This window comes from Acidocella sp. KAb 2-4, from assembly GCF_020567705.1.
GTDB lineage: Bacteria > Pseudomonadota > Alphaproteobacteria > Acetobacterales > Acetobacteraceae > Acidocella.
In genome coordinates, this window is record NZ_JAJDJU010000048.1 from 1 (window position 1) to 5,766 (window position 5,766).

The window sequence follows — 5,766 nt, forward strand, 5'->3', positions numbered from 1 at the left end:
GACCTTCAGGTTATGAGCCTGACGAGCTACCGGGCTGCTCCACCCCGCGTTTGTATCAGAAGCAAAACCGCCCTTACTGGCGCTTGGAGCGTTTTTAGGGCGGTTTTGTTTAGTGTTTTGATAGTCTGGAGGACCTGGCGGCGACCTACTCTCCCGTGCCTTAAGACACAGTACCATGGGCGCTGGGGATTTTCACGGCCGAGTTCGGGATGGGATCGGGTGTAGGCTCCCCGCCAGAGCCACCAGGTCGTCCAGGCTATCAAAGCTTGTGATCTGGGTGGTTTGGTTTTGGTGCGATTGATGTGTGTGATTTGATCCATGACAGCGATGGATGATTGCTGTGTATGGGGGTTGGTGAGGGATATTTGAACTCTATCGGGTTATTAGGACCGGTTAGCTGCGCGGGTTACCCCGCTTCCACACCCGGCCTATCAACGTGATGGTCTATCACGACCCTCAGGGAGGCCTAGTTTTGAGGTAAGTTTCCCGCTTAGATGCTTTCAGCGGTTATCTTTTCCGTACTTAGCTACCCGGCTGTGCCGCTGGCGCGACAACCGGTACACCAGAGGTACGTCCATCCCGGTCCTCTCGTACTAGGGACAGATCCTCTCAAGCCTCCAACACCCACGGCAGATAGGGACCGAACTGTCTCACGACGTTCTAAACCCAGCTCACGTACCACTTTAATCGGCGAACAGCCGAACCCTTGGGACCTGCTCCAGCCCCAGGATGTGATGAGCCGACATCGAGGTGCCAAACCTCCCCGTCGATGTGGACTCTTGGGGGAGATCAGCCTGTTATCCCTAGAGTACCTTTTATCCGTTGAGCGATGGCCCTTCCACGTGGAACCACCGGATCACTATGGCCGACTTTCGTCTCTGCTCGAGTTGTCACTCTCGCAGTCAGGCGGGCTTATGCCATTGCACTCAACAGCCGATGTCCGACCGGCTTGAGCCCACCATCGCGCGCCTCCGTTACTTTTTGGGAGGCGACCGCCCCAGTCAAACTGCCCACCATGCAGGGTCCCGATCCCGGATAACGGGACTCGGTTAGACATCAGAAGAGTTCAGGGCGGTATTTCAAGGTTGGCTCCACCAGAGCTAGCGCCCCGGCTTCAATGCCTCCCGCCTATCCTACACAGCACTCTCCTAATGCCACTGCAAAGTTGCAGTAAAGGTTCATAGGGTCTTTCCGTCTGACCGCGGGTACCCCGCATCTTCACGGGGAATTCAATTTCGCTGAGCCTATGCTGGAGACAGTGGGGAAGTCGTTACGCCATTCGTGCAGGTCGGAACTTACCCGACAAGGAATTTCGCTACCTTAGGACCGTTATAGTTACGGCCGCCGTTTACCGGGGCTTCAATTCAGTGCTTGCACACCTCCTCTTAACCTTCCGGCACCGGGCAGGCGTCAGACCGTATACGTCGTCTCTCGACTTCGCACAGCCCTGTGTTTTTACTAAACAGTCGCTACCCCCTCTTTTGTGCCACCCTACAATGGTTGCCCACTGCAGGGTCTCGCTTATCCCGAAGTTACGCGAGTAATTTGCCTAGTTCCTTCAACATAGTTCTCTCAAGCGCCTTGGTATACTCTACCAGTCCACCTGTGTCGGTTTCGGGTACGGTCTATATGCTAGAGCTATTTCCCGGAATGCTCCAAAAGCCAGATCAATCCAATAAGACCTGACAACATATCGCATTCGTCACTTCTAGCAGGTTCAGGAATATTCACCTGATTCCCATCGACTACGGCTTTCGCCCTCGCCTTAGGGGCCGACTAACCCTGCGCGGATTAACCTTGCGCAGGAACCCTTGGACTTTCGGCGACAGAGTTTCTCACTCTGTTTGTCGCTACTCATGTCAGCATTCGCACTTCTGATACCTCCACGGCCGGTCACCCGTACCGCTTCGCAGGCTTACAGAACGCTCCGCTACCGCGTGCAAAGCACGCCCACAGCTTCGGTATATGGCTTGAGCCCCGTTACATTTTCGGCGCAGGATTTCTATTAGACCAGTGAGCTATTACGCTTTCTTTAAAGGATGGCTGCTTCTAAGCCAACCTCCTGGTTGTTTTGGAATTCCCACATCCTTTCCCACTTAGCCATAATTTGGGGACCTTAGCTGGTGGTCTGGGCTGTTTCCCTCTCGACGATGGACCTTAGCACCCACCGTCTGTCTGCCGTACAAAACTCCTCGGTATTCGGAGTTTGGTTAGGTTTGGTAAGTCTTTGGGACCCCCTAGCCCATCCAGTGCTCTACCCCCGAGGGTATACATACGACGATCTACCTCAATAGATTTCGCGGAGAACCAGCTATCTCCAAGTTTGATTGGCCTTTCACCCCTAGCCACAGCTCATCCCCGACTTTTTCAACAGGCGTGGGTTCGGCCCTCCAGTGGGTGTTACCCCACCTTCAGCCTGGCCATGGCTAGATCACTTGGTTTCGGGTCTTCTGCCCGCGACTGAATGCCCTATTCAGACTCGCTTTCGCTGCGCCTACGCCTACCGGCTTAAGCTTGCCGCGAACAGAAACTCGCTGACCCATTATACAAAAGGTACGCCGTCACTGAACAATCAGCTCCGACTGCTTGTAGGCATCCGGTTTCAGGTCTCTTTCACTCCCCTTGTCGGGGTGCTTTTCACCTTTCCCTCACGGTACTAGTACACTATCGGTCACCAGGGAGTATTTAGGCTTGGAGGGTGGTCCCCCCATGTTCAGACAGGATTTCACGTGTCCCGCCTTACTCAAGTCCTCAATCATTGCTTACGCATACGGGGCTATCACCCATCTCGCCGGACTTTCCAGACCGTTTTGCTAACGTTGATCGAGGCACTGGCCTGTTCCGCGTTCGCTCGCCACTACTAGCGGAATCTCAATTGATGTCTTTTCCTCCAGGTACTGAGATGTTTCAGTTCCCCGGGTTTGCCTCTCTATCCTATGAATTCAGATAGAGATCCTCATAAGAGGGGGTTTCCCCATTCGGATATCCATGGATCAAAGCCTGCTCGCGGCTCCCCATGGCTTTTCGCAGCGTGCCACGTCCTTCATCGCCTCCTGGTGCCAAGGCATCCACCGAATGCCCTTTTGTCGTTCAATTATCCTCACCACACTCAAGAGCATTGAACACACTCAAAAGCGCTACCCACCATAAACAGGAACCATCCATCAGGTTTCCAACTCCAGCCTCCAGACCAAAACAGCACCGCTAGGAACAGCGCCATCAAAATCCTTCAACGACCAAAGCCAAACCCAAAGGCGTTTGACTGCTCAGGCAGATGAGATCACACACATGCTTCTGAACACTCAAGCCACTCGCGTCTTGCTTCAGGGTAACCCCCTCCACAGGTCAGACAACCAACGCAAGGACCCGGACCGGCTTTCGCCGATACGCGCATCCAGATGCACCAAAACCTATTCACCCTGACAAAGAACAAATCTGCTCTTCAACAATTCAGCTGGGAGCAAACATCCAGACCATCCCACCTTGACCTTCACAGGAACAAGACAAAACAACCTGAAACTCGATTTTTCCTGTAACAACACCAGCAGGCTCACACCCGCCAAAATCCCGAAAACCTTCCCACCAAACTGGTGGAGATGGACGGAATCGAACCGACGACCCCCTGCTTGCAAAGCAGGTGCTCTACCAATTGAGCTACATCCCCAGCTAATCAGAGCGCCCAGCAAACCAGGACGCCACACCAAACTAATGGTGGGCCAGGGAGGACTTGAACCTCCGACCCCACGCTTATCAAGCGTGTGCTCTAACCAACTGAGCTACTAGCCCAAAAGTCATGAACTTAAGACTCTTAAGTCCACATCGGTCGTGAAGAACAAATCTTCAACCGCTGTTACAGGAAAGGGATACGTTGATGGCGCTTCGATATCCGGCTTTGGCCGGCATAGTACCTGCGATATCCATCACAGGATTTTATTTTCTCGGATGCCCCAAATTCAACCCGTCCGAAGACAAGAGGAATACTCAGAGCAATATCCTTGAAAGGAGGTGATCCAGCCGCAGGTTCCCCTACGGCTACCTTGTTACGACTTCACCCCAGTCTCTGACCCGACCGTGGTAGGCTGCCTCCTTGCGGTTAGCGCACCTGCTTAAGGTCAAACCAAATCCCATGGTGTGACGGGCGGTGTGTACAAGGCCCGGGAACGTATTCACCGCGGCATGCTGATCCGCGATTACTAGCGATTCCACCTTCATGTACTCGAGTTGCAGAGTACAATCTGAACTGAGATGGCTTTTAGAGATCAGCACGGTGTCACCACCTAGCTTCCCACTGTCACCACCATTGTAGCACGTGTGTAGCCCAGGACATAAGGGCCATGAGGACTTGACGTCATCCCCACCTTCCTCCGGCTTGTCACCGGCAGTTCCTTTAGAGTGCCCAACTAAATGATGGCAACTAAAGGCGAGGGTTGCGCTCGTTGCGGGACTTAACCCAACATCTCACGACACGAGCTGACGACAGCCATGCAGCACCTGTGCGGCAGGTCCCTTGCGGGAAAGACACATCTCTGTGCCAGGCCTGCCCATGTCAAATCCTGGTAAGGTTCTGCGCGTTGCTTCGAATTAAACCACATGCTCCACCGCTTGTGCGGGCCCCCGTCAATTCCTTTGAGTTTCAACCTTGCGGCCGTACTCCCCAGGCGGTGTGCTTATCGCGTTAGCTACGACACTGAGAAACTAAGTTCCCCAACATCCAGCACACATCGTTTACAGCGTGGACTACCAGGGTATCTAATCCTGTTTGCTCCCCACGCTTTCGCGCCTCAGCGTCAGTAAAGGACCAGGTTGCCGCCTTCGCCACCGGTGTTCTTTCCAATATCTACGAATTTCACCTCTACACTGGAAATTCCACAACCCTCTTCCTTACTCAAGTCTGCACGTATCAAAAGCAGTCCCCAGGTTGAGCCCAGGAATTTCACTTCTGACTGTACAAACCGCCTACGCGCCCTTTACGCCCAGTCATTCCGAGCAACGCTAGCCCCCTTCGTATTACCGCGGCTGCTGGCACGAAGTTAGCCGGGGCTTATTCTGCAGGTACCGTCATCATCGTCCCTGCCAAAAGTGCTTTACAATCCGAAGACCTTCTTCACACACGCGGCATTGCTGGATCAGGGTTTCCCCCATTGTCCAATATTCCCCACTGCTGCCTCCCGTAGGAGTTTGGGCCGTGTCTCAGTCCCAATGTGGCTGATCATCCTCTCAGACCAGCTACTGATCGTCGCCTTGGTAGGCCTTTACCCCACCAACTAGCTAATCAGACGCAGGCTCCTCCCAAGGCGACTCGCGCCTTTGACCCTCAGGTATCATGCGGTATTAGCAGCAGTTTCCCGCTGTTGTCCCCCACCCCAGGATAGATTCCTACGTGTTACTCACCCGTCCGCCACTGCCATTGCTGACCGTGCGACTTGCATGTGTTAAGCATGCCGCCAGCGTTCGCTCTGAGCCAGGATCAAACTCTCAAGTTCATCCTGTCCTCAGTCATCACTGACTTCAAACAAAACGAAAACCCCGCTCACATGTTGCTCACGCACACCTCATCAGTGCACGCAAAATTCAAAGCGTTCTGTACGTAATTTCAAAAGAAATACACCAAAACGCTTCCCAATATCCTCAGGTGTGAACAAAGCATTCGCCCACCAACCCAAAATACCCCCAATCCCCTCTCAGAGATCAAGCAAGCTAGACCTAAATCCAGCCCGGAAACGCCACCAGCGTATCCCTTCCCAGCCTATATAATTGTAAAAGATC

2 tRNA genes and 3 rRNA genes are annotated in these 5,766 nt (G+C 53.5%); all 5 read right to left on the reverse strand.

The annotated features are described in order from the left end of the window. Positions 1-132 precede the first annotated feature (132 nt). Positions 133-247 (reverse strand): 5S ribosomal RNA (gene rrf / locus LI953_RS14965). A gap of 115 nt (positions 248-362) precedes the next feature. Then, positions 363-3,095: ribosomal RNA gene (locus LI953_RS14970) — 23S ribosomal RNA — on the reverse strand. A 493-nt stretch (positions 3,096-3,588) separates the two neighbouring features. Further along, positions 3,589-3,664 (reverse strand) — tRNA-Ala (locus LI953_RS14975). 45 nt (positions 3,665-3,709) lie between these two features. Further along, positions 3,710-3,786 (reverse strand) — tRNA-Ile (locus tag LI953_RS14980). A gap of 212 nt (positions 3,787-3,998) precedes the next feature. Continuing rightward, positions 3,999-5,483: ribosomal RNA gene (locus LI953_RS14985) — 16S ribosomal RNA — on the reverse strand. Together the 16S, 23S and 5S rRNA genes with 2 tRNA genes alongside form the textbook arrangement of a ribosomal RNA operon. Positions 5,484-5,766: the final 283 nt, after the last annotated feature.